Annotated in this window: 6 protein-coding genes; all 6 read left to right on the top strand. The window is 44.1% G+C overall.

All coding sequences use genetic code 11. From position 1 onward, the window contains the following. A partial coding sequence (locus DUK53_RS16935; protein WP_483306210.1) for a hypothetical protein occupies nucleotides 1–415 on the top strand: 415 nt, incomplete at its 5' end. Nucleotides 416–417: 2 nt separating this feature from the next. Then, nucleotides 418–792, top strand: a complete 375-nt coding sequence (locus DUK53_RS16940; RefSeq protein ID WP_124893207.1) for a hypothetical protein — start codon at nucleotides 418–420, stop codon at nucleotides 790–792. Nucleotides 793–811: 19 nt separating this feature from the next. After that, nucleotides 812–1180, top strand: coding sequence for a hypothetical protein (locus DUK53_RS16945; protein WP_124893209.1), 369 nt, complete (start codon nucleotides 812–814; stop codon nucleotides 1178–1180). A gap of 54 nt (nucleotides 1181–1234) precedes the next feature. After that, the gene (locus DUK53_RS17640; RefSeq protein WP_161564266.1) at nucleotides 1235–1381 is read left to right on the top strand and encodes a hypothetical protein; all 147 of its coding nucleotides are present in this window, start codon (nucleotides 1235–1237) and stop codon (nucleotides 1379–1381) included. Between the two features lies 1 nt (nucleotide 1382). Further along, on the top strand, nucleotides 1383–1712 hold the full coding sequence (locus DUK53_RS16950) for a hypothetical protein (RefSeq protein ID WP_124893211.1): 330 nt from the start codon (nucleotides 1383–1385) through the stop codon (nucleotides 1710–1712). A gap of 43 nt (nucleotides 1713–1755) precedes the next feature. Beyond that, nucleotides 1756–1938 (top strand): hypothetical protein, encoded by a 183-nt coding sequence (locus DUK53_RS16955; protein ID WP_124893213.1) that lies wholly within the window; start codon nucleotides 1756–1758, stop codon nucleotides 1936–1938. Nucleotides 1939–2077 lie beyond the last annotated feature (139 nt).

The following is a 2077-nucleotide window of genomic DNA, read 5'->3' on the forward strand; positions in this document are numbered from 1 at the left end:
GGCCGAGGATATCAGCAAAGTAATACGAGCATTAGAAGACTTTCGAGAAGATGAAGCCAGGGATATGAAAAAGCTCCAGCGTGAGTTAGAAGATGCCACCTTCGGCGGAGAATATGATTTGTTGATGGCTTCGGAGATAGACGATGCGATCCAGGAAGTGGCCGTGCACAAACGTGAGGGTATCTATCGATTACATAACGATGATCTAACAGTCGAATTAATCGAGAATTTGCGATTGCATCAAAAAGAGTTATTGACCTTCTCCGATGCAATCGGCCGTGCAGCGTATGAAATGCAGCGGAATGATCAGGAAGCTGGCCAAGACCTGGCACGATTCCTTGGTGGAACGGTAGGCGCATTGAAAGCATCGGCAAGTGCATTAGGAAGCCAATTAGCGAGTTTTGGGAAGGGGTAACGATGGATAGACAAATACGGGAGTTAGACCAAGCGATTGCAAAGGCGATTGAGACTGGAGCGAGTAGCTTGGCTTACGCACTACAAGCAGATAAAAAAGAGATGGAACGGGCAAGACAAAAAGCGCAGATGCGGCAGCAAGTCCATAAACGAACGGATCGCATAGCAGAAGAAAGCAGACAACAAATCCAGCGATTCACAGCTAATTTTGATGGCTGGCAGCACACGATGCTAAAGCTGGAGCGTGAACTTAGTGAGTCATTCGAAAGTCGAACGGGAGAAGCGATTGTTGAAAAATTAGCCCAGGAAAGAAAACGACTATGCCAGGAATATCATGCCGATATGGAGCAAGTGGTGCGTAGTTGTAAGATACATTAAAAACAGAGGAGGAGAAGCGATGCACGCGCAAGTTGGAGGTGGCGGTAATTCGCCAGGAACGTTCATTGATTTCAAACCAGAGCGCAGATTGGAGCGGGAAGACTTGCCGAGACGCTTTCAGTATTTACTGAAAGAAGACACTACGTCTTTTTTATACCCGAAGCTATTGCTAATGTTTCAGGAAATCATCAATAGAGAGCAGTTGTATCCGTTTTTTGAGCAGTTAAATGAGGAAGAGCAGGCGTTTATTGCGGCTATTTATGGTCCTGATCGGGTATTTTCAAATGATCGACTTTGTGAAGTATGTAAAATCTCGCCGGAACAAAGGCGAAAACAAGTAAGAAGACTCCGTTATCGGATGGACACATTTTTGACCAAACATAACTAGCAAAAAGTCAGCATAATGCTGGCTTTTTGCGTTGCACAGGAGCATTCTACGGACATGAAAATGTTTGTTGTTGGTAATGTATTGGTTGATTCGGCACAGGGACATGCACGAAAAATGGTTCTTTTAGCAACTAGTAAAAACGAACGTATGTTTGTATACTTAAAACCTAATGGAAGATTAATCTACGAAAGGATTGGATAAAATGAAGGATAACAGGCAAGATTACGTTATTTTAGGTGGTAAGAAATACTATCGCACCGTTGCACCGATCCTAAGCGCAAAACGATGGGCCGAAATGGAAGCCCTGGTTAGACAATCGATTCATACGGATACAGTGCTGGAGTTTGTTTTGTGTATTGGATCGTATGAGGAAATTATTCGAGGCAAGCCATTTTTACTCAATGAAAGCTTGCAATCGTTCCTGGTCAATCATCGCGTTGTGATGGCGAAGGAGATTGTAGAAATACGGTACCCGACCAACAAGGATCAAATGCAGTTAGAACTGGAGGCGGCAGCGCATGACTTTTTCTAATCGTCCTTATCAGGATCGTGGCAAAAAAAAGTGGCGAGGCTTCATGCTAAGTGAGCATACAGCAAGCCTGGAAGCAGAAGAACGGAAGCCACAGGATTGGAAGGAGGCTATGAGTCAAGAAAGTATCGTGGCTGTTCTTCATCAAGCGGTGTCACAGCGAGCCGTGTTGCGAATACAAATATATAAAGACTTGGGAGAATCGCCAGGGCCGGACGTATTGGGGTAGAACCAGCATCTCCGCGTAAATCGGACATTACGTAATATTCCGAATATTACGCGATGCCCGATTTACTTGTTCCTTATAAATGTATTCTCTTTTTCATATCAATATGAAACTCTCCATATGGGTTGATATGATTGTAAAT

It is taken from the genome of Listeria sp. SHR_NRA_18 (genome assembly GCF_003856515.1).
Taxonomy (GTDB): Bacteria; Bacillota; Bacilli; order Lactobacillales; family Listeriaceae; genus Listeria_A; species Listeria_A newyorkensis.

Coding starts and splice junctions, on each gene's coding strand:
- DUK53_RS16940 (WP_124893207.1), top strand. CDS start 418: ATGGATAGACAAATACGGGAGTTAGACCAAGCGATTGCAAAGGCGATT.
- DUK53_RS16945 (WP_124893209.1), top strand. CDS start 812: ATGCACGCGCAAGTTGGAGGTGGCGGTAATTCGCCAGGAACGTTCATT.
- DUK53_RS17640 (WP_161564266.1), top strand. CDS start 1,235: ATGAAAATGTTTGTTGTTGGTAATGTATTGGTTGATTCGGCACAGGGA.
- DUK53_RS16950 (WP_124893211.1), top strand. CDS start 1,383: ATGAAGGATAACAGGCAAGATTACGTTATTTTAGGTGGTAAGAAATAC.
- DUK53_RS16955 (WP_124893213.1), top strand. CDS start 1,756: ATGCTAAGTGAGCATACAGCAAGCCTGGAAGCAGAAGAACGGAAGCCA.